Below are 22,356 nucleotides of genomic sequence, written 5' to 3' on the forward strand. Positions count from 1 at the left end.
GAACACATGATTTCCGTCGGAACCCGCTGGTCGAGCGGCGACGAACCGCCCACCCGCCTGCCCCAGGCCGTCATCGACGCCGTGCTCGACATCGAGGGCGACCTCGCCGAGCAGAACGTCGACACGTCGATGTGGTACTGGACACTCACCTGGCTCGAGGGCCGCCCCGTCGTCGAATTCGACGACGGCACCCGTATCGACTACGACCCCGACACCGACGAGGCGACCGTCTCCCAGTCCGACGACTACAGCGACGACGAGGACTGATCCTCCTTTCACGCGCTAGACTCAGAGTTGACGGATGCTCGTCTATGGCCCACGATGAAGCATGACTCTTTCTCCGCCCGTCGCTGATCTTCCCTTTCCAGACGTCGGCCGTAGCAACCGCCGGGCGGCGCTGGCGAGTGGTGCGTGGGGCTTCGGACTGATGAAACTCGGTCTCGACGGGATTGCGATTGCACTGGTCCCGTTGCTGACGACGGCGGGACTGTTGCTGCTCGGCGCTCTGTTCAACAGCGGCGAGATCGCGGTCGATGCTGAGATGGAGCAGGATTTCACCCGCTTCGGCGGCCCCGCGCTCGTGCTCCTGCCGGTCTCGCTCCTCGTCGTGGCCACAGGCATCGCGGTCGGCCAGCGCATCCTGCATCGCGCCCGCATTCCGCGGGCCCGGTCGCTCGGCTGGTCGACGTTCGGCATCGTGCTGCTGCCCTGGCTCGCGTCCTTCGCGCTCCTGACGTTCGCGACCCTCGGCGTCGCCAGCACCCAGACCTACCCCGCCGACGACCAGTACTGGGCGATGTGGCCGATCTTCGTCGCCGCCGTGCTCATCGACACCGCGTTCGGCGCCGTCACGGGCGCCTTCACCTCGCTCTGGCTCATGCACAGGCGGCCGGTGCCGTCCGACTGCCCCTGAGTTCGGCCCCGGCGGGTCAGGCGCGGGCGCGCGGGCGGGGCCACGGCGACGCCGCGACGAGCATGATCAGGCCGCCGACGAGGAGGCCCCAGAAGGCGCTGCCGATGCCGACGATGACGATGCCCGAGGCGGTGACGAGGAACGTCGCGATCGCGGGGATGCGCTGTGCGGCATCCTCGAGCGCCGAGGTCACGGCTCCCACGAGGGCGCCCAGCAGCGCGAGGCCCGCTACGGCGGTGATCAGGATGGGCGGCGACGCCGAGATGAGCGCCACCGCGAAGCCGGCGCCGAGCCCGAACACGATGTAGACGAACCCCGAGGCGAAAGTCGCGATCCACCGGCGTGAGCGGTCGGGATGGGAGTCGGGGCCGGCCATGATCGCAGCAGTGATCGCCGCCAGGTTCACAGCATGGCCGCCGAACAGCGCGCCGACCGCCGTCACCGCCCCCGATGCGACGAGCACCGGACGAGGCGGAACCGTGTACCCGAACGACGACATCACGACGAAGCCGGGCACGTTCTGACCGGCCATGGTGACGATGAACAGGGGCAGGCCGAGGCTCACGATCACGAAGGCGTCGAAGTGCGGCGGCACGAACACGAAAGCCGGCACGAGCGACATCGATGAGGAGGAGAGCCACCCCGAGCCGGCCGAGACTCCGATGCCGATTGCGGCGACAAGCATCGCCGCGGGCACAGCCCACCGCGGCGCGAGGCGGAAGAGCACCAGCCACACGGCGACCACCGGGATCGCGAGGGCCGGGATCTGCGTCACGGCAAGCACCGGTGCGAGACAGATGGGGAACAGGATGCCCGCCAGCATCGCGCTCGCAATGGACTTCGGGATGCGCGTGATCGCCCGGCCGAGCGCCGGCCAGAGCCCGCACAGCACGATGAGGAGCCCGCACACGGCGAAGGCACCCACCGCGGCGGAGAAGTCGTTGGTGGTCGCGCTGGCCGCGATGAGCAGGGCGGCTCCGGGGGTGGACCAGGCGAAGGAGATCGGCATCCGGTAGACGCGGGCCAGCACGATGCAGAGGATCGCGACCGCGAAACACAGGGTCAGGAGGCCTGAGGAGGCCTGGGCATCCGACGCCCCGACGGCGTGCAGCCCGGCGATGACGAGCGCGAACGAACTGGCGAACCCCGTGATGCCCGCGACGATGCCCGCCGCAACAGGCTGGATCACCCCGCCCCCACCACGGGAGGGTTCAGCTGGTGAACTCAGCTCCTCTACGCCGACTTCTCGACGCGGCGGGCGGCCGCGCGCGGCACGATCGTCGGGGCGGCGTTCGAGATGACGGCCTCACGGGTGATGATCACCTTGGCGACCTCGTCGGTCGAGGGCACCTCGAACATGACCGGGCCGAGCACTTCTTCCATGATCGCGCGGAGACCGCGCGCGCCGGTCTTGCGGAGCACCGCGAGATCAGCGATCGCCTCGAGCGCGTCCTTCTCGAAGTCGAGCTCGACACCGTCGATCTCGAACATGCGCTGGTACTGGCGCACCAGGGCGTTTCGCGGAACGGTCAGGATCTGCATGAGCGCGACCTGGTCGAGCGGCGTGACCGTCGTGACGACAGGCAGGCGACCGATGAACTCGGGGATGAGCCCGAACTTGTGCAGGTCTTCGGGGAGCACCTCGCTGAAGAGGTTGATGTCGTCGCGCTTGGAGTGGAGCGGCGCGTTGAAACCGATGCCGCGCTTGCCGCTGCGTTCCGCGACGATCTCCTCGAGGCCGGCGAAGGCCCCGGCGACGATGAACAGCACGTTCGTGGTGTCGATCTGGATGAACTCCTGGTGCGGGTGCTTGCGACCGCCCTGCGGCGGAACCGAGGCGACCGTGCCTTCGAGGATCTTCAGCAGCGCCTGCTGCACGCCCTCGCCCGAGACATCGCGGGTGATCGACGGGTTCTCGGCCTTCCGGGCGATCTTGTCGATCTCGTCGATGTAGATGATGCCGGTCTCGGCCTTCTTCACGTCGAAGTCGGCAGCCTGCAGGAGTTTCAGCAGGATGTTCTCGACATCTTCGCCGACGTAGCCCGCTTCGGTCAGGGCGGTTGCATCCGCTACGGCGAACGGTACGTTGAGCTGCTTCGCGAGCGTCTGCGCAAGGTAGGTCTTGCCGCAACCCGTGGGGCCGATCAGCAGGATGTTGCTCTTCGCGAGCTCGACCTCATTGGCGACAGCGTCGGCCGAGGTGAGGGTGTTCTTGGAGCGCACGCGCTTGTAGTGGTTGTAGACGGCGACAGCGAGCGACTTCTTCGCCTGCTCCTGGCCGATGACGTACTCCTCGAGGAACGCGAAGATCTCTTTCGGCTTCGGCAGTTCGAACTCGCTAGAGGCTTCTTCGCCCGTCTCGGAGAGGCGCTCTTCGATGATCTCGTTGCACAACTCGACGCACTCGTCGCAGATGTACACACCCGGGCCGGCGATGAGCTGCTGCACCTGCTTCTGGCTCTTGCCGCAGAACGAACACTTGAGCAAGTCGGCGCTCTCCCCGATGCGTGCCATGTCCATCCTCCTCGTCGATGACCTTGATAGAGCCTAACCTGTGCCACCGACAGCACGAGCCATTGGAATGGCGAAAGGCACCCGGTCTTCGGAGGCCGGGTGCCTTTCGGTGGGCTCTGCCCCGTTCCTATTTGACGAGCGAGGGAAGGTTCTTGCGCGAGGTCAGCACCTGGTCGATGATGCCGTACTCCACGGCGTCAGCGGCGCTCAGGATGTTGTCGCGGTCGATGTCCTTGTTGACCTGCTCGGGAGTGCGGTTCGAGTGCGACGCGAGCGTCTCCTCGAGCCAGGTGCGCATGCGGAGGATCTCCCGCGCCTGGATCTCGATGTCAGACGCCTGGCCACCGCCCTGGCCACCGGCCGAGGGCTGGTGGATCAGGATGCGCGCGTTCGGCAGGGCGAGACGCTTGCCGGGCGTTCCGGCGGCGAGGATGACCGCGGCAGCCGAAGCCGCCTGGCCGAGGCACACCGTCTGGATGTTCGGCTTGACATACTGCATGGTGTCGTAGATGGCGGTCATAGCGGTGAACGAGCCACCGGGCGAGTTGATGTACATCTCGATGTCGCGGTCGGGATCCTGGCTCTCGAGCACTAGCAGCTGGGCCATCACATCGTCGGCCGAGGCGTCGTCGATCTGCACGCCGAGGAAGATGATGCGGTCTTCGAACAGCTTCGCGTACGGGTCCTGGCGCTTGTAGCCGTAGGCGGTGCGCTCTTCGAAGGTGGGGAGGATGTAGCGGTCGGACGGGCTCGTTCCGTTGCCGTAGGGCGATGAAGTCGGCATTCCGCCGAACATGGGGGTTTGCATAGTGATCTCTGTTCTTGGGTTCGAGGCTGCGGGGGGTTCGAAGCGGTGCGACTAGTTGGAGGCGGAGGGAACGGCGTCTTCGACCTCGGTGCCGCCGCCGCCGGCGACGTCGGAGGAGAACTCCCGCACGTAGTCGACGAAGCCGTATTCGAGCGCTTCCTGCGCGGTGAACCAGTTGTCGCGGTCACCGTCGAGCATGACCTGCTCGGGGGTCTTGCCTGTCTGCTCGGCCGTCAGCTCCGCCATGCGCTTCTTCATGTCGAGGATGAGCAGCGCCTGGGTCTGGATGTCGGCGGACGTGCCGCCGAACCCACCCGAGGGCTGGTGAAGCAGAACGCGGGCGTTCGGCGTGATGTACCGCTTGCCCTTGGTGCCGGAGGAGAGCAGGAACTGTCCCATCGAGGCAGCCATGCCGATGCCCACGGTGACGATGTCGTTCGGAACGAACTTCATCGTGTCGTAGATGGCCATGCCCGCGGTGATGGATCCACCCGGTGAGTTGATGTAGAGGTAGATGTCTCGCTGGGGGTCTTCGGCTGCGAGAAGCAGGATCTTGGCGCAGATCTCGTTGGCCATGTCGTCACGGACTTCAGTGCCGAGCCAGATGATCCGGTCTTTCAGAAGACGTTCGAAAACGCTGTTTGGCATCGCCATATCGGCCATGTGTGTCGCTCCAATTCACTTGCGGTACTTCGAATGTAGTGGAGCGTTCCGGCCGTATCGCCTCTGTTCGCTGGGGGCAGACTCAGGGCACGAAAAAGGGGCCCCGCGGATGACCGCGGGACCCCTCATCGTTGGCTGGACTAGTGCGAGTGACCCTCGTGGTCGTGGCCCTCGTGGTCGTGGCCCTCGTGATCGTCTTCGCCACCGTCGACAGCGACGAAGGGCTCGTCGGCCCCGCGTGCGATCGTGGTGAACTCCGAGACATCCACAGCCTTGCCGTTGGAGTCGGTGACGACCGCCTTGTCGAGCACGATCGCGAGCGCCTTGTTGCGGGCGACCTCGCCGACCATCGCCGGGATCTGGCCGTTCTGGTCGAGGACCTGGACGAACTCGCCCGGCTCCATGCCGTACTGGGCGGCGCTCTGCACGAGGTACTGGGTCAGTTCGTCCTGGCTGACCTTGACCTCTTCCTTCTCGGCGATGACGTCGAGGAGGATCTGGGTCTTGAAGGTCGCGGTGCTCGACTCGGTGACCTCGGCGCGGTGCTCGTCGTCTTCGAGGCGGCTCTCGTTCTCGAGGTGACGGTGCACCTCGTCTTCGATCAGCTTCGGCGGAACCGGCACCTCGACGAGGGCGAGCAGCGCATCGAGGGTCTTGGTGCGGGCATCCGACACCTGGCTGAACGCCTTCTGGCGCTCGACCTGGGTCTTGAGATCGGCCTTCAGCTCGTCGATCGTGTCGAACTCGCTCGAGATCTGGGCGAAGTCGTCGTCGGCCTCGGGCAGCTCGCGCTCCTTGACCGAGTTGATGGTCACGGTGACGAGAGCGTCTTTGCCGGCGAACTCGCCGCCGAGAAGGGGTGCCTCGAACGAGGTGGTCTCGCCTGCGGTCAGCGAGTCGATGACGCCGTCGAGGCCCTCGAGCAGCTCGCCCGAGCCGACCTCGTAGCTGATGCCGGTCGCGTTGTCGACCTCGGCGTCGTCGATCGTCGCGATGAGGTCGAGCTGGGCGAAGTCGCCCGTCTTGATCGGACGGTCGACCGTGATCAGGGTGCCGAAGCGGCTGCGGAGCTTCTCGAGCTCGGCGTCGATCTCCTCGTCGGAGACGTCGATCGGGTCGACCGTGACGGCCAGCCCGTTGTAGTCGGGGAGGTCGAGCTCGGGGCGGACATCCACCTCGATCTTCAGCTGCAGGTCGCCGGTGAAGTCCTTGTTGCTCGGCCACTCGACGATGTCGGCCTCGGGGCGACCGAGCGGGCGGAGCTCTTTCTCGGAGATCGCGGCGCGGTAGAAGCCGTCGAGGCCATCGTTGACCGCGTGCTCGAGAACGGCGTCTTTGCCGACGCGCTGGTCGATCAGGGGCGGCGGAACCTTGCCCTTCCGGAAGCCGGGAATGTTGACCTGCTCAGCGATGTGGCTGTAGGCGTGGTCGATGCTGGGCTTCAGTTCTTCGGGCGTCACGAAAATCTCGAGCTTGACGCGCGTGGGGCTGAGCTGTTCTACCGTGGTCTTCACGTGAAAAATCTCCTGTGGTGTTGAACGTGTTGAGCGATTCTGCGTCTGGATAGGTCGTGTCGGGGCGACAGGATTCGAACCTGCGACCTCTCGGTCCCAAACCGAGCGCTCTACCAAGCTGAGCTACGCCCCGGGAAATAACCTCGGTAAGTCTAGTGCACCGAGTATCAGCCAAACCTGTACTACGATATTCGAGTGCCCTCCGGGGTGCGCGGGGATGTAGCTCAATGGTAGAGCCTCAGTCTTCCAAACTGATGACGCCAGTTCGATCCTGGTCATCCCCTCCGTAATGTTCCAGAACCGTCAGCCGGCCGTTCGGATGCTCGTGGTCGCCTGCGAGGTCACCGAACGTGTGTAGTACCCGGCCTTGGTGCCCGTCACGGTGACGGTGATCCGCGCGCCGGCATCTGCGGCGGCCAGTCGGTAGAACGACCCGGTCGCGCCGGCAATCGGTGATCCGGAGCGTTTCCACTGGAAAGTCAGCCCCACGGGCGCCGGGCCCCAGGCGGGTGTCGCGACATAGAGGTTCGACCCGACCGTGGGTGTTCCTCCGATCGCCGGCGTCGGCACCGACGTCAGTACGCCGACGACGGTCGCCGTCTCGGACGACGTGCGAGTGGATGCCGCGTAGCCGGCCTTGGTGCCCGTCACCGAAACGGAGATGTGCGCACCGATGTCCTTCGCGGTCAGTGTGTACGTCGACGACGTCGCCCCGGAGATCGGCCCACCGTTCCGGAGCCAGAGGAACGAAAGGGTGACGGGGTCCGGCTTCCAGGTGCCCGTCTTTGCTACCAGCCTGGTGCCTACGGAGGTGTCCAGTGCCGAGATCGTGGGCGTGGGCCCGTTCAGCACGCCGAGGTTGGTCACCGCGACCGTCGGGCCCGACGTCTTCGTCTGCGCGATCTGGTCGCCCTTCGCCCCCCGCACGGCGACGGTGAGCTTGAAACCGAGATCGGCGGCAGTGATGGCATACGACTTGTTCGTCGCGCCAGCGATTGCCACGCCTTTCCGCATCCACTGATAGGTGAAGGCGTCGGGGGTCGGCAACCAGGTTCCCGCAGCAGCGATCACGGTCGATCCGACGGTGGGTGAGCCGACGATCGTCGGTGTCGGCGCCTGGTCAAAGGGATGCTTCAGGGCCAGCGCGGCATCGAGCTCGGACAGATCGGCGGCCGTGCCGACCGTCACGACGGTCGCCTTGGCCGGATCGGTGCTCCCACCCAGCCATCGGGTGAGGAAGCCCGGGTTCGAGGGCGTGAATCGAACGGTGTACGGCGCGGGGATCACGGATCCGATGCTCCACCGCCCAGCGGTGTCCGTCGTGGTCGAGTAGATCACCACGCCATCGGACGGCCTCACGAGCGAGACGATGGCCGCGCCATCCGGTCTCGGTGGGGATGACTGCAGAGTCACCGTCCCCCGAAGGGTAGCGAGCGTGAGCGCGGTGTTGATGTTCGCGTCGACGGCCGTCAGCTGCTGCCCGGCAGAGACGGTGAGAGTGGATGCCGCGGCCGACGTCGGTGAGGCACGCCACCACTGACGGAACGACCCCTTCTCCTTCGGCGTGAAAGAGACCGAGTACGAGCCGGGAGCGACGCCCGGGAAGCGGTAGGCACCGTCCGCTCCGGTCGTCGCCGTCGGCGACGGCAGCCCGGGATACCGGGGAGTGAGCTTCACCGTCACCGCGGCCACGGGCGCACCCGAGCTCTGCAACCGGGCGGTACCCGACACGGTTGCGGCGGCGACAAGGGAGACGTCGATCGTCCGATCGGTGTCGGGCGCCGCTGTCGTCGACCGGAAAACGGTCGAGTAGCGCAGGGATGGGTCGGTGTACGTCACCTTGACGCCGACGGTGCCTGCGAAGGGGCCGATCGTGTACCTGCCCGACGACGACGTGATGACCGTGGCGGCCGTCTGGGCAGAGACGGCAATGTTCGGCAGCGGCTTACCTGCCGGGGAGGTGACCACACCAGTGATGAACGTCTTCTCCGACATCTGAAAATCCGCGTTCGTCACCTTCTGGCCTGCGACCACCTCGACTATCTGAGGGGAAGGCTGATTCAGAAGAGGATCGGACACGGGCTGCACCGCATACTGAGCCTTTGTCAGACCGTTGATTCTGAAGTAACCCGCGGCATCCGTGGTGGCCGTGAAGATGATGCTCCCATGAGAGTTGTCCTTCGCTTGGACAACCAGTCCACCGACACCGACAGACGGAAGGGCGGTGGTGGTGATGTGGCCAGAGATGACCGCGGACGGAAGGAGGACGACGGTCGTCGAGAGTGTGGCATTCGGCGTCAGCACAAATGCCGGTGAATCCTCCAATGAGCGCGCTACGAAGTCGCCGGAGTGCGCAGCCGAACCGGCCAGACGGTAGGAGACGCGATTCGGGCTCTCCCCCGCACACGTTCGAGTGGCGAGCGCGTCAGTGAAGGTGAACTTCCCGGCACTGTCGGTCACCACAGACTTGTCGTAGACGGTGCGTGGTTCCTCACCATCGCAGCCGAATGCCTCACCGGAGAGCGTCACCCGCACGCCCGCCAGTCGAGGCCCCCCAGAGCTGCCGCCGAAGACGACTCCCGACACCGAGCCCAAGGTGTCTCCCTCCGCCGCGTCAGCCTGTGCGACCACCGGGCCCGCAATCACGAGCCCTGCCGCCACAGCGAGGGCAGCGAGGATCGCCGCCCCGCGCATCCGAAAACCGCCGAGTCGTCGAAGATCCACGTCAGTCATGTTCCCCCCAAGGAAAGGCACCGAGCCTGGGAACAACCTACCGTCAGCCGGCCCCGAACGGGCTACTCGAACGCGGCTACTCGAAAGCAGCCTCGAAGCCGCAGGCGGGGCAGATCCACACGCCGAGGTCGAGGGCGGCCTCGGCCCGTTCCTCGTCGCGCGTGATGGTGTGCCCACAGTTGGGGCAGGAGAATTCGGCCATGGGGCGATCCTATTGCTCGCGCGTGGCCGCTGCCTGCGCCGCGACGAGCTTGGCATCGATGCCGGTCGCCGGGCACAGCTAACCTGTGACGCATGGGTGAGGTCAACGACAGGTACCGCGGCATCCTGAAGTCGGTCGGCAACACGGAACGGCTGCAGTACTTCAGCGATGCGGTCTTCGCCATCGCGCTCACACTGCTGGTCCTAGAGATCGCGTTGCCCGAGATCCAGGATCCGACCAACCTCACCATCAACGAGGGCCTACTCGACCTCTGGCCGAAGTTTCTGGCATATGCGCTGAGTTTCGGCGTGATCGCCATCAACTGGGCGGGGCACCACCGCAAATTCGCGGTCACCACCGGTTTCGACGCCGGCGTGGTGTGGATCGACCTGCTCCTGCTGTTCCTCATCGCGTTCCTCCCGTTCCCCACGTCGCTGCTCAGCGACTACCCGGGCTACGTCACCCCGGTCATCCTCTACGCCGCCATCGTGAGCGCGATCAGCCTCGTGCAGTTCTGGCTCTGGTCGTACGCGTATCGCAAGTCGTTCCTCGACGAGCGCATCGATCGTTCGATCTACCGGATGGTCAGGGCCGACCTCCTCGTCGTGCCAGTCGTCTTCATTGTGTCGATCCCGATCGCGCTGCTGCCGTTCGACTGGGCCGCCTTCGCGGCGATGTACTTCTGGATCGTGACGTGGCCGGCGAACATCGTCATCGGGCGTCTCCGAGCCCGTACTTCCGCGTGAATACAGGTAACCCTGCCCTTCGTTAGCCGAGCCTCAGCTTGCTTGCGCGACATTTCAGGCTGAGTAACGTTGAGGTCACTGACCCGCCCGATGGGTCGCAGACTTCAGAAGGGAGACGTCATGTCCGACGTTGTCACCACCATCAAGAGCTCGTCCAACCCGGATGTCGCCGCAGCCGCCGCGCAGTTCCTCAGCCAGGTCGTCATCGACTCGCAGGCGCTCGTGCTGAACGGCAAGCAGGCCCACTGGCACGTTCGTGGGGCGAACTTCATCGCCGTGCACGAGCTGATCGACGAGATCGTCGAGCACGCCGAAGACCACGCCGACACCGCCGCTGAGCGCGTCGTCGCCCTGGGCCTCCCGATCGACGCCCGCGTGGGCACGGTCGCCGCAAAGACCACGCTGCCCGAACTGCCCGCCGGGTTCCAGCCCGCCGAGGTCATGGTCGCCGTTCTGGTCGCCTCGATCGACGCCCTGCTCGTCAGCGTGAACAAGGCGATCACCGAGCTCGGCGCTATCGATGCTCCCAGCCAGGATGTCGCGATCCAGATCGCGCGCAGCCTCGAGAAGGACCGCTGGTTCCTCTTCGCTCACATCGCGACCGTCTAGACGCTCCGCGACACCGCTTCAGGCCGAAAGGGCTCCGTCATGGGGCCCTTTCGTCGTTTCGTCGTTCGCCTCCACTGAATCGGCGGCCCTGGCGCAATCCGTCGCGAAGACGGCCGCGGATCGGGCTGTGGCCGCCGATTCGTCGTCGCGCCCGCCTATCGGGCCCGATGGGTGCCACGGATCAGGTGTCAGGCACGCCTGCGCCAGACTTTTCTGATATTCTCTCAGTTGTGATTCCCGTGCCCCAGCCCCGAAGCGGAGCCGCTTTAGGCGAGCAACCCCCGGGCCCGGCTACGCAGCTGCCGCAACATCTCGATGGCGCCAGACCGCCCCGCCATCGGCCGGCAGCCGTTGTCGTCATCGTGATCGCAGTGGTGTTTGCCGGAATCGCCGTCGGCGTCGCCCTGCTGCTCGGCCGCGGGTTCGATCTGGTGCTCATCGGGCTCATCGCCGCGTTCCTGGTGCTCGGGGGGCTCGGCTTCGCACTCCGTTTCCTCCCCAGCACTCTTCCGCTGGTCCCCACGGCGCGAAGCGCCCTGGGGTTCCTGGCGCTTGCCACCCTCGCCGTGCTGGTCTCCCTCTACGTCTATCCTCTCTTCGCGAACGGTACGGGGCCGGGGCGCGGGTTCGCTCCCGCAGGGCCCTCGGTGAGCCTCACCAGGCAGGCGACCGTCGTCTACTCGCTGACGGGAAGCGCGGGCGCCCGTGTGAGTGCGGCGTCCCCCCTGCCAAGCGGCGACTCGGCACCGGAGACGGTCGACCAGCTCCCGTGGGAGAAGTCGGTGCAGCTCACGGTCGACAGGACCACGCCCGGCACCTTCACCCTGGTCGCCATCGGGCTTCCCGCGGGTGATGACGCCCAGCTCGCCTGCACGATCACCCTCGACGGGACAGTTGTCGCGCATGAGGAATCGACCGGAGAGTTCCGCTCCGTCTTCTGCAGCGGCACACCGTAGTGGGACGTCTCACTCGGGTGGCCGTTGCGGCGGCGGTCGGCCTGCTCCTTGCCGCAGTGATCGTGCTGGCGATCATCCAGCGGCTGCATCTCTACCCCGGGCTGGCACGTCTCTGGGAATGACGAGCGCGGTCGCACCGGCGGCCCTCTGCGCAGATGGCCGCCGGAGGGTCAGGCGAGGGCGGTAGCCCAGGGGGCGAGGTGTGTGGGGCGGCCGGCGAGGAACGTGGCCGAGACGGGCATCCCGCGGAGCTCGTCAGGGTCGGAGGCCAGCGGGTCGAGGTCGGTGACAACGAGGTCGGCCGGCATACCCACGCCGATGAGGGGATTACCGTTCGCCGATGCGGCGACCGCGTCCGCCGCCGCGATGCGCTGCTCCGGATGCCACGGGGTGCGCCCGTCGCGCGAGCGGCCGACAGCGGCAGCCATCGTCACCCACGGGTCGAGGGGGGCGACGGGGGCGTCCGATCCGAGCACGAGGAGCGCACCGGATGCCCGGAGGGACGCCAGCGCGAAGGCCCTGTCGGTGCGACCCTCCCAATAGTGGTCGGCCACGTCGCGGTCGTCCATCGCGTGTTCGGGCTGCACGCTGGCGGTCACGCCGGCCGCCGCGAACCGCGCGAAGTCGGCGCCCGCGACCAGTTGGGCGTGCTCGATGCGCCCGCCCGAGCCGAGGCGTTCGAAGGCGTCGAGGGCGAGGGCGTTCGCGTGGTCGCCGATCGCGTGCACTGCCGGCACCAGCCCCGCGGCCGTCGCGCGTTCGAGCAGGGCGAGCAGGTCATCCGGAACCACCGTCAGCATCCCGTACGACCCCGGCTGCCCTTCGAGCCCCGGGTATTCGTCGTAGCAGTAGGCGGTGCGCGTGTTCAGGGAGCCGTCGGTGATCACCTTGAACGGTCCGACGGTCAGGAGGCCGCCCGTCTTGGGGATGATGTCGCCGGTGCGCAGCCGCGCCTCGATCGCCTGGTCGAGGTGCGCGGTGTAGATGCCGACAGCGACGCGGAGGTCGCGTTGTCCCGCAGCGATCCGTCGCCGCCAGACGGCGAGGTTGTCGGCCATCTCGAGGTCGACGATGCCGACCACTCCGCGGGAGGCTGCCACGCGCGCCGCTTCCGCAGCCAGGGCGTCGCCGGCCTCGGCGCTGACGTCGTTCACGAGGCCGGTGACGCGGAAGCAGTCGTCTTCGCGGAGCAGTCCGGTCGGGTGGCCGGCGAGCCCGAAGTGGGCGAGAGCCGCCGAGTTCAGCCAGCAGCAGTGCAGGTCGCCACTGATCAGGATGACCTGCCGCGCACCCGCCACGGCGTCGAGGGCTGCGCGGTCGAGGGGCGACTCCCAGAGCCCGTCGCGGAGGCCGAAGCCGATGAGGGGGGCCGGCGCCGAATCGTCCGATGCCCCGACGCCGCCCGTGGCCGAGCCCAAGCCCGCGCCCGCACCGGGGCCCGCTCCCCCACCGCTGACGATCGATGCCACCCTCGCGAGCACGTCCCCCGCCGACGCGGTCGAGCCCGAGAAATCGTGCCGCCGGCCCTGCGCCGCCCACTGCGTGAAGTGCACGTGGTTGTCCCAGAGGCCCGGCACGAAGAATCGCCCGTCGAGCGCCAGCACGCGCGACCGGGACGGGGTCGATACGATGCCGTTCGGCACGATGGCGCGGATCCGCCCGTCGGCCAGAAGCACATCGAACGTGCCCTCGTGCCCGGGCATCCGACCGCCCTGCAGGAAGATGTCGTCGGTCATGCGGTCTGGGGCGGCACCGCGAGGGGGTGCACGCGGCGCATCTCGGCCGCGAGAGCGGGGTTCGCGTAGTGCTCGCCGACGCTCAGTTCGTGGATGATCCGCTCCACCGTCTCGGCAGGACGGTTCTGGCTGAGCTTCCACTTCGCCTCGATGCGGGTCGCCGTGAGGCGGAAGCCGACCGTGCCCGCGCTGATGCGGGCCGCGTACTCGGCGTTCTCGAGCGTCCCGTTCATACGGCGGGGCTCGGGCATCCGGTCTTCGAAGTGGTCGACGAGCCGCGCCAGCACGTCGAGGTTCTCCGCATCGGAGAGGATCTCAGGCACACCGTGCAGGTGCGCGACGATGAAGTTCCAGGTCGGCACCGCGGGATTCGCGTCGTACCAGCCCGGCGAGATGTAGCCGTGCGGGCCCTGCACCACCACGAGCACCTCGTGCTGGCCGAGTTCGTGCAGCCGTTCATCCGGCCGACCGACGTGGCTCAGGATGGCGATGCCGTCGGCGCTCTCGTCGAGCACCACGGGGTAGTGCGAGGCGACCAGGCCGTCTGACGTGTTGCTGACCAGCGTGACCGACGGGTTCTCCCTGATCAGGCGCCGGATCTCGTCATCGCTGGGCGCGTCGAAGGCCGGGTTCTCCCTCATGCGGCGACCGTTCGCGGCGTCTTCTGGTCTGTGGGGCACCAGTAGAGCTTTCGTGAGCCCATCTCTTCGAGCAGGATGTTCGTTCCGCAGACGCGGCAGGGCAGACCCTCGCGTTTGTACACCCAGTAGCGGTCGGCACGACTCCGACGCGCTTTCGCTTCGTCGGCGGGCGAGAGGTCGTCCATCGTGAGCATCATGCCGGTGCGGATGCCGATGTCGAGCAGGTAAACCCAGTCCTGCCAGAGCGCGCGCAGGCGTTTGACCGAGACGTTCTTCCCCGGGGTGTGCGGGTTCAACCGCGCCCGGAACAGCAGCTCGGCGCGGTAGACGTTGCCGATCCCGGCCACCACCGACTGGTCCATCAGCAGCAGTCCGATCGGCGTCGGCTTGGTGCGCACCCGCTTCACGAACCGGTCTTCGGATGCCCGGCTGGCGTCTTCGGCCGGGTCGGGGCCGAGCTTCTCGATCGCCACGGCGACCTGGGCGGAGTCGATCACCTCGCAGGCGGTCGGGCCGCGGAGGTCGGCGACGCTCTCGTCTGTCATGAGGCGCACACGCACCTGGCCCACGGGCTCGGGCGGGAAGGTCTCGAGGTCGGTGGACTTCGCCGTCTCGCTCTCGGCCATCCGCAGGGCACGACGGAGCCTCGGCGCGCCGATGCTGCCCCGTGCCTCCGACTCCTCGGTGATCGGCGACACGATGCCGAAGAAGTCCCAGGCGCCGTAGAGGCCGAGATGGATGCGCAACCACCTGTCGTTCTCGAACTCGAGGAACATCTGCTTGCCCACAGCGTGGGAGCTGAGCATCCGGAGCCCGTCGATCTCGGACGCGCCCTCGGCGAAGCGGCCCTGCGGGGAACTGACGGTGACGGTGTGGCCGACGAAGTCGCGCTCGAACTGGAGCGCGATGCGGTGGACGGAGTGGCCCTCGGGCATGGCGCGGGCTCCGCGCTACTCTGCCGAGGGCTGTGCGGAGGGTGCCGCGTCGGCCTGTGCGTCCGCAGCGGCCGGCACGTCTGCTCCCACGTGCACGCCCGTGATCGCCCCGGTCGCCTCGTACTCGGCGAGCTGCGCGATGCGGCGCGCGTGCCGCTCCTCGAAGGAGAACGGCTCCGTGATGAACGTGTCGATGAAGGAGACCGCCTCGTCGACCGTGTGCTGGCGCGCGCCGATCGCGATGAGGTTCGCGTCGTTGTGCTGGCGGGCCAGCAGCGCCGTCGCCTCGCTCCAGACGAGCGCCGCTCGCGCGCCGTTCACCTTGTTGGCGGCGATCTGCTCGCCGTTGCCCGACCCGCCGAAGACGATGCCGAGCGCCTCGACTCCCGCCCGCTGGTCGCGCACGACACCGAGCGCGGCATTGATGCAGAAGGAGGGGTAGTCGTCGATCGGGTCGTAGCCCGTCGGTCCGTGGTCGATGACCTCGTGCCCGGTGGCCGTGAGGTGGTCGAACAGGTGGCGACTGAAGTCGAGCCCAGCGTGGTCTGTGCCGAGGTGGATGCGCATCCCCCGAGTTTACAAGTCGCGGACCCCGTGCATGTGGCTAGGCTGGAGGGCGGAAATAACGCACGCACGCGACATCCGGCCCACGAGGCCGCGCCTCGCGTATCAGCCCCACGACCAGTACGGAGAACATCAGTTGCCTGGAGAGAACCTCACCCGCGATGAGGCCCGCGAGCGCGCCTCGCTCGTCTCGACGTCGAGCTACGACATCAGCCTCGACCTGACGACGGGCCCCGAGACGTTCCTCAGCACGACCACGGTGCGCTTCGCGGCGACCGAGGGTGCGTCCACGTTCATCGACGCCATCACGAAGACCGTGCGGAGCGTCACCCTGAACGGCACGGAGCTCGACCCCGCCGCCGTCAGCGACGGTGTGCGCATCCAGCTCGATGGGCTGCAGGCCGAGAACGAGCTCACCGTCGTGAGCGACGCGCTCTACACGAACACGGGCGAGGGCCTGCACCGCTTCGTCGACCCGGTCGACGGCGAGGTCTACCTGTACAGCCAGTTCGAGGTTCCGGACTCCCGCCGCGTGTTCGCGGTGTTCGAGCAGCCCGACCTGAAGGCGACATTCACGTTCACCGTGACGGCACCGAGCTACTGGCAGGTCGTGTCGAACTCCCCGACCCCCGAGCCCGTCGCAGCCGGCGAGGGCACCTCGACGTGGAGCTTCGAGCCGACGCCGATCCTCTCCTCCTACGTCACTGCCATCGTCGCCGGCCCCTACGTGGTCGAGCGGAGCGAACTCACCTCGAGCGACGGCCGCGTCATCCCGCTCGGCGTGTTCTCGCGGGCCTCCCTCTCCCAGTTCATGGACGCGGACTACGTGTTCGAGAAGACCCGCCAGGGCTTCGAGTTCTACGAGAACGCCTTCGACTATCCCTACCCGTTCGCCAAGTACGACCAGCTCTTCGTGCCCGAGTTCAATGCGGGCGCGATGGAGAATGCCGGCGCGATCACGTTCACCGAGGCGTACGTCTTCCGCTCGAAGGTCACGGATGCCCAGCGGGAGCGCCGCGTCGTGACGATCCTGCACGAACTGGCGCACATGTGGTTCGGCGACCTGGTCACGATGAAGTGGTGGAACGACCTCTGGCTGAACGAGTCGTTCGCCGAGTACGCCTCGACCCTCGCCACCGCCGAGGCCACCGAGTGGAAGGGCGCCTGGGCGACCTTCGCGTCGACCGAGAAGAGCTGGGCGTACCGCCAGGACCAGCTTCCCTCCACCCACCCGATCGTGGCGACGATCAACGACCTCGACGACGTGCAGGTGAACTTCGACGGCATCACCTACGCCAAGGGTGCCTCCGTGCTCAAGCAGCTCGTCGCGTGGGTCGGCCAGGACCAGTTCCTCGCCGGGGTCAGCCACTACTTCAAGAAGCACCAGTTCGGCAACACCGAGCTGAGCGACCTGCTGCTCGAGCTCGAGCACACCAGCGGCCGCGACCTCGCGGGCTGGTCGGCCGACTGGCTGGAGACCGCCGGCGTCAACACCCTGCGCCCGCTGGTCGAGACCGACTCCGACGGGGTCATCACCTCGTTCGTGATCGAACAGAGCGCCATCGAGGCGTACCCGACCATCCGCCCCCACCGCCTCGCGATCGGGTTCTACAACCTGCACGAGGGTGCGCTGATCCGCAACCACCGGGTGGAACTGGATGTCGCGGGCCCCTCGACCCCGGTCGACGAGCTGATCGGGCTGACCCGGCCCGACCTGGTGCTGCTGAACGACGACGACCTCGCCTACGCGAAGATCCGTCTCGACGACATCTCCCTCTCGACCGCGATCGCGCACCTCGCCGCGATCGAGGACGGTCTGGCCCGTTCCATCGTCTGGGGCTCGGTGTGGGACGCGACACGCGACGCCGAGACGAAGCCGCGCGACTTCGTGCGGCTGGTGCTCGGCAACGTGGCGACCGAGGACGAGTCGACCACGCTCCGCACGGCGCTGAACCAGGTCGTGCAGACGGCGAACACCTACGTCGCTCCGCCCTTCCAGGCGTCCACGCTGGCGCAGGCGGCCGACGAGCTGTGGGCCCTGGCGCGGAACGCGGCACCGGGTTCTGACGAGCAGTTCCAGTTCGTGAAGTTCTTCGCCGCGGCCGCACGCACCGAGGAGGCCCTGGCGCACGTCGCCGGACTGCTCGACGGCTCCGTGGTGCTCGACGGGTTGACCATCGACACCGACCTCACCTGGGACCTCCTCACCGCGCTGGTTGCGGGAGACAAGGCGGGAAGTGCGGAGATCGATGCTGCCCTCGCCGCGGACAACACCGCCTCGGGTGCACAGTCGGCCGCGAGCGCGCGGGCGTCGATCCCGACGGCGGAGGCCAAGGCGGCGGCGTGGGCATCCCTCGTCGACAGCGACAGCGCCTCGAACCTCATCGTGCGGGCGACGACCGTGGGCTTCCAGCGGGCGTCGGATGCCTCGCTCCTGACGCCCTACATCGCGAAGTACTTCGAGGTCGTGAAGACGCTCTGGGAGACCCGCACGTATCAGATCGCTGCGACGCTGATCACCGGTCTCTACCCGGCCGGCCTCGCCTCGGTGGAGCTCCGCGACGCGACCGTGGCGTGGCTGGCGACCGACCCGGAGCCCGCTGCACTCCGCCGCCTCGTGGTGGAGAACCTCGCGGGCGTCGAGCGGGCCCTGGCAGCGCAGGCACGCGACGCCGACTGAGTCGCAGATTCGACAGCGTCATCAGGGGCCCCTCAGAATCGTCTGGGGGGCCCTCGCTACGATTGAGGCCATATGAGCGACTTCTTCACCAACCTCGGAAACTTCTACACCTCGTACCAGCACCTGCTCAACATCGTCTTCATCGTGTTGGGTGCGCTGGTCATCCGCCTGATCCTGCTGCGCTCGGTCGACCGCGTGGTGAAACGGATCGTCACCGGCGTCAAGAAGAAGCACGACGCCGCCGACACAGAGGCGATCATGGCCTCTCCGGTCGCTGCGGTGCGGGTGGTGCAACGCACGCGCACCATGGGCAGTGTGCTGTCGAACGTCATCACCTGGGCGATCGTGGTGTTCGCGTTCATCCTGATCCTCGGCGAACTGCAGTTCCAGGTGACGGCGATCGTCGCCTCGGCCGGTGTGCTCGGCGCGGCCCTCGGCTTCGGCGCCCAGAACATCATCAAGGACATGCTGAACGGCCTCTTCATGGTGGTCGAGGACCAGCTGGGCGTGGGTGACGTCGTCGATCTCGGCCCTGCGACCGGTGTGGTCGAGGCGGTGGGCATCCGGGTCACGACCCTGCGCGACGTCAACGGAACGCTCTGGTTCGTGCGGAACGGCGAGATCCTCCGCGTGGGCAACATGTCCCAGGGCTGGGCGCGGGTCATCATCGACCTCGCGGTGCCGTACGACACCGATGTCGACGCCGTGCAGGAGAAGATGCTCGACACCGCCAGCACGATGACGTCGAGCCCGAAATGGCGCTCGAGGGTCATCGAGAAGCCCGAGATCTGGGGCCTCGAGAGCATCTCTGCCGAGGCACTCGTGATCCGGCTGGTCGTCAAGACGCGCACGAACGCGAAAGACGATGTCGCCCGCGAGCTCCGGATGCAGCTGAAGAAGGCCCTCGACGAGATGGGTGTGCACCTGCCGTCGCTGAACAGCATCGTGCTGAGCGGCTTCGAGGGGGCGAACTCGGTGTCGGGCGCGCGCCCGCCCCGCACCCGTCCGGTTCCCGTGGCCGAGACGCCCGGGCCCGATGGAACACCGGAGAATGGATCGGGTGGCCCCGGAACCCCGGGCAGCCCCGGCGGCAGCACGCCGCGCACCCCACCGCGAGGACGGATCCGATGACCGACGCCAGCCCTCAGCCCGCCAGCGGGATTCCGCTCATTCCGGTCGTTCCCACGGCGGGAGCCGCGGCATCCGGAACCGGCGAAGCCGCGGGTAGCACCTTCTACGAGCAGCTCGGCGGCCGCCCCACCTTCGAGAAGCTGGTGCGCGAGTTCTACCGGGGCGTTGCGTCGGATCCCGTCCTCGTGGCGATGTACCCCGAAGAAGACCTCGAAGGCGCGATCCAGCGCCTGACCGGCTTTCTCGAGCAGTACTGGGGCGGGCCGACGACCTACAGCCAGGAGCGCGGGCACCCGCGGCTCCGGATGCGGCACAACCCGTTCAAGGTGAACCCCGACGCGCGCGACCGGTGGTTGTCGCACATGCGCGCGGCCGTGGATTCGCTGCAGCTGGCGCCCCTGCAGGACGCGACGCTCTGGGACTATCTCGAACGCGCCGCTCATGCGATGGTGAACACGTTCGACGAGTAGCCGACACGGCTCGCGGGACGCCCGCGACGGGAACGAAGGAGTTCTGACATGAACGCACAGTCCGACGTCATCATCGTGGGCGCGGGCCTCGCCGGGCTGGTCGCGGCTGCCGAGCTGGTCGACGCCGGTCGGCACGTGACGATCGTCGAGCAGGAGCCCGAGGCGTCCCTCGGCGGGCAGGCGTGGTGGTCGTTCGGCGGACTGTTCCTCGTCGACAGCCCGGAGCAGCGCCGCCTCGGCGTTCACGACAGCCTCGACCTGGCCCGCCAGGACTGGTTCGCCTCGGCAGGATTCGACCGCGCCGAAGACGCCTGGCCGAAGCGCTGGGCCGAGGCCTACCTGCAGTTCGCCGCCGGTGAGAAACGCTCCTGGCTGCGGCAGCAGGGTGTGCGGTTCTTCCCCGTCGTCGGCTGGGCCGAGCGCGGCGGCGGCACGGCCCTGACGCACGGCAACTCCGTGCCGCGGTTCCACATCACGTGGGGCACGGGCCCCGGCGTGCTCGAGCCCTTCGTGCGCCGGGTGCAGGCGGGCATCCGGAGCGGACTCGTGACGATGCGGCACCGGCACCGGGTGGACGCCCTGGTGAACACCGACGGGCGCGTGACCGGCGTGCGCGGGGCGGTGCTCGAGCCCTCGTCTGCCGCGCGGGGTGAGACGAGCTCCCGGGTCGACGTCGCTCCGTTCGAGCTCGAGGCCTCGGCCGTCATCGTGACGAGCGGCGGCATCGGCGGCAACCACGACCTCGTGCGGCAGAACTGGCCGGCCCGGTTCGGGGCTCCCCCGGCCTCCCTGCTCTCCGGCGTTCCGGCGCACGTCGACGGGCGGATGCTCGGCATCACCCGCGCGGCAGGGGGTACCCTCATCAACTCCGACCGCATGTGGCACTACACCGAGGGCATCACGAATTTCGACCCGGTGTGGCCGGCGCACGGCATCCGGATCCTGCCGGGGCCCTCGTCGCTCTGGCTCGACGCCACGGGGAAGCGACTGCCGGTGCCGCTCTTCCCCGGCTTCGACACGCTCGGAACGCTGGAGCACATCCTCTCGACCGGTTACGACCACAGCTGGTTCGTGCTCACGCAGAAGATCATCGAGAAGGAGTTCGCTCTCTCGGGCAGCGAGCAGAATCCCGACCTCACCGGCAGAGACCTGCGGCTGCTGGCATCCCGCGTCGGTCCGGGCGCGCCCGGACCCGTCGAGGCGTTCAAGGCGCGGGGTGTCGACTTCGTCGTGGCATCCTCCCTGCCGGAGCTGCTCTCGGGGATGCAGTCCCGCTCCGGCGATGCTCCGCTCGATACAGCGCGGGTGACGGCCGAGATCGAGGCGCGGGACCGCGAGATCGGGCACGAGTTCACGAAGGATGCCCAGATCACGGCTGTGCGCGGGGCACGGCAGTACCTCGGCGACAAGCTGATCCGGGTGGCTGCGCCGCACCGGCTGCTCGACCCGGCGGCCGGGCCCCTGATCGCGGTGAAACTGCACATTCTGACGCGCAAGTCGCTCGGCGGCATCCAGACCGACCTCGCAGGCCGCGTACTCGGTGCAGCGGGGTCGCCGGTGCCCGGGCTGTTCGCGGCAGGCGAGGCGAGCGGCTTCGGCGGCGGCGGGATGCACGGCTACCGCTCGCTGGAGGGGACGTTCCTCGGCGGATGCCTGTTCTCGGGGCGGCAGGTGGGGCGCGCGGTGGCGGCCGCGCTGTAGGGCGCGGCCGGGTCGCTGTAGGGAGCGGCGGAGTCAGCGCGGGGCTGGAGGGCGGGCCTGGGGCTGTGCACGCTGCGGCGACTGGGGTGCTGCCGTTCCGGCACTCAGCGGGTGAGGATGTGGCCGCGCCGGGTGCTGAGCCTCGTCCACGGGCCGGACTCGTAGAGCGCGACGGGGTCGTCAGGGCGCAGGAAGCCGAGGCTCACCGCGGCGAACGCCGCACCCGAGGCGGTCTCGTGGCCGATGCCTTCGATGGGGCGACCCCAGACCTGGCTCCGCACCCGGTGCACGAGCTGCTCGCCGGTGTCGGGCGGCAGCGCGGCCGCGACCTCGGAGATACCGTCTCCGGCGGTCTTCTCGAGCACGGCGGAGTCGACGAGGCCGAGGTTCGTCCAGCCGCCCCGGGGCGGCGAGATGCCGGCCCACGCCGTCGGGCCCTCCGACGGAGGAAGGTTCACCTCGACCGGGCCGGTACCACCGTTCGCGACGACCGACAGGAGCGCCAGCCGGTCGAGCAGGGCCCGGATCGACACGATCTCGTCGAAGACCAGCTCCCGGTCGGTCAGCGCGAAGGTACGGAGCCCCAGAACGGTCGGACCGGTGTCGAGCAGGCCCTTCGGTGCGAGCACCGACGCGTAGACGGCCAGCACCCCCTGGCCGCCGATCAGGCGCACCGAACCGGTGCCCACCCGGGCGGAGCGCCCGAGGAACACCTTGAAGTCACCGAGGGAGAGCGCGTCGGCGAGTGAGAACGAATGGACCATCAGCTTCTAAACTACAGAAGCTGACGCCGCCCCGCATGATCCTCGGGCGAGCTGTGGCCGGATCGAGACGGAGAGA

General features: G+C 67.9%; 22 protein-coding genes and 2 tRNA genes. 11 read left to right on the plus strand and 13 right to left on the minus strand.

Going from position 1 to position 22,356, the window contains the following annotated elements:
- The first annotated feature begins 6 nt into the window (after positions 1–6).
- The gene (locus FB464_RS08765; protein ID WP_246092986.1) at positions 7–267 is read left to right on the plus strand and encodes a hypothetical protein; all 261 of its coding nucleotides are present in this window, start codon (positions 7–9) and stop codon (positions 265–267) included.
- A gap of 61 nt (positions 268–328) precedes the next feature.
- Positions 329–913, plus strand: coding sequence for a hypothetical protein (locus tag FB464_RS08770; protein ID WP_142206654.1), 585 nt, complete (start codon positions 329–331; stop codon positions 911–913).
- Between the two features lie 16 nt (positions 914–929).
- Here FB464_RS08770 and FB464_RS08775 read toward each other — a convergent pair whose 3' ends face one another.
- From FB464_RS08775 to FB464_RS08800, 6 genes are all read right to left on the minus strand, one after another.
- Positions 930–2,102: a benzoate/H(+) symporter BenE family transporter gene (locus FB464_RS08775; protein WP_116414204.1), complete on the minus strand. Its 1,173-nt coding sequence runs from the start codon at positions 2,100–2,102 to the stop codon at positions 930–932.
- A gap of 44 nt (positions 2,103–2,146) precedes the next feature.
- Positions 2,147–3,427 carry an ATP-dependent Clp protease ATP-binding subunit ClpX gene (clpX, locus tag FB464_RS08780; protein WP_116414203.1) on the minus strand — a complete coding sequence of 427 codons (1,281 nt, stop codon included), beginning with the start codon at positions 3,425–3,427 and terminating at the stop codon, positions 2,147–2,149.
- Positions 3,428–3,554: 127 nt separating this feature from the next.
- Positions 3,555–4,235, minus strand: a complete 681-nt coding sequence (locus FB464_RS08785; protein WP_211327324.1) for an ATP-dependent Clp protease proteolytic subunit — start codon at positions 4,233–4,235, stop codon at positions 3,555–3,557.
- A gap of 51 nt (positions 4,236–4,286) precedes the next feature.
- Positions 4,287–4,889: an ATP-dependent Clp protease proteolytic subunit gene (locus FB464_RS08790; RefSeq protein WP_116414202.1), complete on the minus strand. Its 603-nt coding sequence runs from the start codon at positions 4,887–4,889 to the stop codon at positions 4,287–4,289.
- A gap of 149 nt (positions 4,890–5,038) precedes the next feature.
- Positions 5,039–6,412, minus strand: coding sequence for a trigger factor (gene tig, locus FB464_RS08795; protein WP_170151880.1), 1,374 nt, complete (start codon positions 6,410–6,412; stop codon positions 5,039–5,041).
- Positions 6,413–6,471: 59 nt separating this feature from the next.
- Positions 6,472–6,545 (minus strand) — tRNA-Pro (locus tag FB464_RS08800).
- An 80-nt stretch (positions 6,546–6,625) separates the two neighbouring features.
- On the opposite strand from FB464_RS08800, the gene FB464_RS08805 reads away from it, so the two are divergent.
- A tRNA-Gly gene (locus FB464_RS08805) sits at positions 6,626–6,696 on the plus strand.
- A 19-nt stretch (positions 6,697–6,715) separates the two neighbouring features.
- On the opposite strand, the gene FB464_RS08810 is transcribed toward FB464_RS08805, so the two are convergent.
- A complete protein-coding gene (locus FB464_RS08810) occupies positions 6,716–9,145 on the minus strand; it encodes a carboxypeptidase-like regulatory domain-containing protein (RefSeq protein WP_170207464.1) in 2,430 nt (809 codons plus the stop codon).
- Between the two features lie 76 nt (positions 9,146–9,221).
- Entirely contained in the window at positions 9,222–9,347 is a 126-nt protein-coding gene (locus FB464_RS20200) for a transposase (protein WP_246092987.1), read from the minus strand.
- Between the two features lie 92 nt (positions 9,348–9,439).
- Here FB464_RS20200 and FB464_RS08815 point away from each other — a divergent pair, with 92 nt between their 5' ends.
- The 4 genes from FB464_RS08815 (at position 9,440) to FB464_RS20420 (ending at position 11,780) form a co-directional block, all read left to right on the plus strand.
- Positions 9,440–10,093 carry a TMEM175 family protein gene (locus tag FB464_RS08815; RefSeq protein WP_116414199.1) on the plus strand — a complete coding sequence of 218 codons (654 nt, stop codon included), beginning with the start codon at positions 9,440–9,442 and terminating at the stop codon, positions 10,091–10,093.
- Between the two features lie 120 nt (positions 10,094–10,213).
- A complete protein-coding gene (locus FB464_RS08820; RefSeq protein ID WP_116414198.1) occupies positions 10,214–10,702 on the plus strand; it encodes a Dps family protein in 489 nt (162 codons plus the stop codon).
- Between the two features lie 371 nt (positions 10,703–11,073).
- Positions 11,074–11,658, plus strand: coding sequence for a hypothetical protein (locus FB464_RS08825; protein ID WP_142206655.1), 585 nt, complete (start codon positions 11,074–11,076; stop codon positions 11,656–11,658).
- Positions 11,658–11,780: a hypothetical protein gene (locus tag FB464_RS20420; RefSeq protein ID WP_281279752.1), complete on the plus strand. Its 123-nt coding sequence runs from the start codon at positions 11,658–11,660 to the stop codon at positions 11,778–11,780. Before FB464_RS08825 ends, FB464_RS20420 begins: the two co-directional genes overlap by 1 nt.
- A gap of 48 nt (positions 11,781–11,828) precedes the next feature.
- Here the strand turns inward: FB464_RS20420 and FB464_RS08830 are convergent, their stop codons facing one another.
- The 4 genes from FB464_RS08830 to FB464_RS08845 are packed head-to-tail and all read right to left on the minus strand — an operon-like array spanning position 11,829 to position 15,537.
- Positions 11,829–13,394: an amidohydrolase gene (locus FB464_RS08830; protein WP_116414196.1), complete on the minus strand. Its 1,566-nt coding sequence runs from the start codon at positions 13,392–13,394 to the stop codon at positions 11,829–11,831.
- The gene (locus FB464_RS08835; protein ID WP_116414195.1) at positions 13,391–14,035 is read right to left on the minus strand and encodes an FMN-binding negative transcriptional regulator; all 645 of its coding nucleotides are present in this window, start codon (positions 14,033–14,035) and stop codon (positions 13,391–13,393) included. Before FB464_RS08835 ends, FB464_RS08830 begins: the two co-directional genes overlap by 4 nt.
- Entirely contained in the window at positions 14,032–14,970 is a 939-nt protein-coding gene (locus tag FB464_RS08840) for an Fpg/Nei family DNA glycosylase (protein ID WP_116414194.1), read from the minus strand. The genes FB464_RS08835 and FB464_RS08840 overlap by 4 nt, the downstream gene beginning before the upstream one ends.
- A gap of 15 nt (positions 14,971–14,985) precedes the next feature.
- Positions 14,986–15,537, minus strand: coding sequence for a ribose-5-phosphate isomerase (locus FB464_RS08845; protein WP_116414193.1), 552 nt, complete (start codon positions 15,535–15,537; stop codon positions 14,986–14,988).
- 133 nt (positions 15,538–15,670) lie between these two features.
- Here FB464_RS08845 and pepN point away from each other — a divergent pair, with 133 nt between their 5' ends.
- The 4 genes from pepN (at position 15,671) to FB464_RS08865 (ending at position 21,516) form a co-directional block, all read left to right on the plus strand.
- Positions 15,671–18,214, plus strand: coding sequence for an aminopeptidase N (gene pepN / locus FB464_RS08850; protein WP_116414192.1), 2,544 nt, complete (start codon positions 15,671–15,673; stop codon positions 18,212–18,214).
- Between the two features lie 72 nt (positions 18,215–18,286).
- Complete coding sequence (locus FB464_RS08855; protein WP_116414191.1) at positions 18,287–19,345, plus strand: mechanosensitive ion channel family protein; 1,059 nt, start codon at positions 18,287–18,289, stop codon at positions 19,343–19,345.
- Positions 19,342–19,815: a globin gene (locus FB464_RS08860; protein WP_116414190.1), complete on the plus strand. Its 474-nt coding sequence runs from the start codon at positions 19,342–19,344 to the stop codon at positions 19,813–19,815. Before FB464_RS08855 ends, FB464_RS08860 begins: the two co-directional genes overlap by 4 nt.
- 48 nt (positions 19,816–19,863) lie before the next feature.
- Entirely contained in the window at positions 19,864–21,516 is a 1,653-nt protein-coding gene (locus tag FB464_RS08865) for an FAD-binding dehydrogenase (protein WP_116414189.1), read from the plus strand.
- Between the two features lie 104 nt (positions 21,517–21,620).
- Here FB464_RS08865 and FB464_RS08870 read toward each other — a convergent pair whose 3' ends face one another.
- A complete protein-coding gene (locus FB464_RS08870) occupies positions 21,621–22,280 on the minus strand; it encodes a DUF8185 domain-containing protein (RefSeq protein ID WP_116414188.1) in 660 nt (219 codons plus the stop codon).
- Between the last annotated feature and the right edge of the window lie 76 nt (positions 22,281–22,356).

The sequence above is a fragment of the Subtercola boreus genome, assembly GCF_006716115.1.
Lineage (GTDB): Bacteria > Actinomycetota > Actinomycetes > Actinomycetales > Microbacteriaceae > Subtercola > Subtercola boreus.

What these genes read in the sequence shown, in the direction of transcription:
- FB464_RS08835 (WP_116414195.1), bottom strand. Translation starts at nt 14,035, where the DNA reads ATGAGGGAGAACCCGGCCTTCGACGCGCCCAGCGATGACGAGATCCGG.
- FB464_RS20200 (WP_246092987.1), bottom strand. Translation starts at nt 9,347, where the DNA reads ATGGCCGAATTCTCCTGCCCCAACTGTGGGCACACCATCACGCGCGAC.
- FB464_RS08770 (WP_142206654.1), top strand. Translation starts at nt 329, where the DNA reads ATGACTCTTTCTCCGCCCGTCGCTGATCTTCCCTTTCCAGACGTCGGC.
- FB464_RS08865 (WP_116414189.1), top strand. Translation starts at nt 19,864, where the DNA reads ATGAACGCACAGTCCGACGTCATCATCGTGGGCGCGGGCCTCGCCGGG.
- FB464_RS08870 (WP_116414188.1), bottom strand. Translation starts at nt 22,280, where the DNA reads ATGGTCCATTCGTTCTCACTCGCCGACGCGCTCTCCCTCGGTGACTTC.
- FB464_RS08830 (WP_116414196.1), bottom strand. Translation starts at nt 13,394, where the DNA reads ATGACCGACGACATCTTCCTGCAGGGCGGTCGGATGCCCGGGCACGAG.
- FB464_RS08790 (WP_116414202.1), bottom strand. Translation starts at nt 4,889, where the DNA reads ATGGCGATGCCAAACAGCGTTTTCGAACGTCTTCTGAAAGACCGGATC.
- FB464_RS08810 (WP_170207464.1), bottom strand. Translation starts at nt 9,145, where the DNA reads ATGACTGACGTGGATCTTCGACGACTCGGCGGTTTTCGGATGCGCGGG.
- clpX (WP_116414203.1), bottom strand. Translation starts at nt 3,427, where the DNA reads ATGGCACGCATCGGGGAGAGCGCCGACTTGCTCAAGTGTTCGTTCTGC.
- FB464_RS08845 (WP_116414193.1), bottom strand. Translation starts at nt 15,537, where the DNA reads ATGCGCATCCACCTCGGCACAGACCACGCTGGGCTCGACTTCAGTCGC.
- FB464_RS08860 (WP_116414190.1), top strand. Translation starts at nt 19,342, where the DNA reads ATGACCGACGCCAGCCCTCAGCCCGCCAGCGGGATTCCGCTCATTCCG.
- FB464_RS08785 (WP_211327324.1), bottom strand. Translation starts at nt 4,235, where the DNA reads ATGCAAACCCCCATGTTCGGCGGAATGCCGACTTCATCGCCCTACGGC.
- FB464_RS08855 (WP_116414191.1), top strand. Translation starts at nt 18,287, where the DNA reads ATGAGCGACTTCTTCACCAACCTCGGAAACTTCTACACCTCGTACCAG.
- FB464_RS08765 (WP_246092986.1), top strand. Translation starts at nt 7, where the DNA reads ATGATTTCCGTCGGAACCCGCTGGTCGAGCGGCGACGAACCGCCCACC.
- FB464_RS08820 (WP_116414198.1), top strand. Translation starts at nt 10,214, where the DNA reads ATGTCCGACGTTGTCACCACCATCAAGAGCTCGTCCAACCCGGATGTC.
- FB464_RS08815 (WP_116414199.1), top strand. Translation starts at nt 9,440, where the DNA reads ATGGGTGAGGTCAACGACAGGTACCGCGGCATCCTGAAGTCGGTCGGC.
- FB464_RS08840 (WP_116414194.1), bottom strand. Translation starts at nt 14,970, where the DNA reads ATGCCCGAGGGCCACTCCGTCCACCGCATCGCGCTCCAGTTCGAGCGC.